Source organism: Curtobacterium sp. MCBA15_005 (assembly GCF_001864855.1).
Classification (GTDB): Bacteria; Actinomycetota; Actinomycetes; order Actinomycetales; family Microbacteriaceae; genus Curtobacterium; species Curtobacterium flaccumfaciens.
The window spans coordinates 905-1588 of the sequence record NZ_MJGL01000062.1 but is presented as its reverse complement, the minus strand read 5'-3'; the positions used below and the strand labels follow the sequence as shown (position 1 = coordinate 1588).

Here is a 684-nt window from a genome sequence, read left to right as displayed (position 1 = left end):
TCGACGCGGTCACCGGCGGCTGCCGCGAGGGCGCCGAGGAGCAGCGCCGACTCGATGAACGTGTCGAGTCGGGGTTCGTCGGCGACCCGGCCGGCACCCGCCCGGCCCGCGTCGACCACGACGACGACGCGCCGGTCGCGTTCCGGCCGCCAGGTGCGGACGACGAGGTCCTGCCGCCGCGCGGTGGCGCGCCAGTCGATCGACCGCACGTCGTCGCCGCGCACGTAGTCGCGCAGCGAGTCGAACTCGGTGCCGTGCCCGCGGAGCTGCAGCGTGGTCTCGCCGTCGAGCTCGCGGAGCCGTGCCAACCGTGACGGCAGGTGCCGCCGGGAGCGGAACGGCGGCGTCACGACGAGTTCGCCCGGTGCCGCGACGACCCGCTGCCGTGCGGCGAGGCCCAGGGGACCGAAGGACCGCACGGCGACCCCGGTGGTGCGGCGTCGACCACGACGGAACGGTGTGAAGCGCATCCGGGCCGTCCGTCGTTCCCCGGCGGGGACCGTCATCCGGATCCGACGGGGACGGTGGCCGGCCGACGGCTCCCACATGTCGCGGACCACACCGCGGACCGTCCGGGAGCCGTCGTTGGCGAGCACGAGGGTGCCGTCCGCGGTGCTGTCGCGTCGGGCGAGCCGGGGCATCCGCCGCTCCACCCGGACCCGTCGCAGGTCGGCGGCGAGCACG

At 76.3% G+C, this 684-nt stretch carries 1 protein-coding gene; it reads right to left on the bottom strand.

The genetic code is table 11. The features are described 5' to 3' along the window. Positions 1 to 684 (bottom strand): DUF58 domain-containing protein (locus tag BIU89_RS15325; protein WP_139179258.1); only part of this gene is annotated, 684 nt, incomplete at both ends.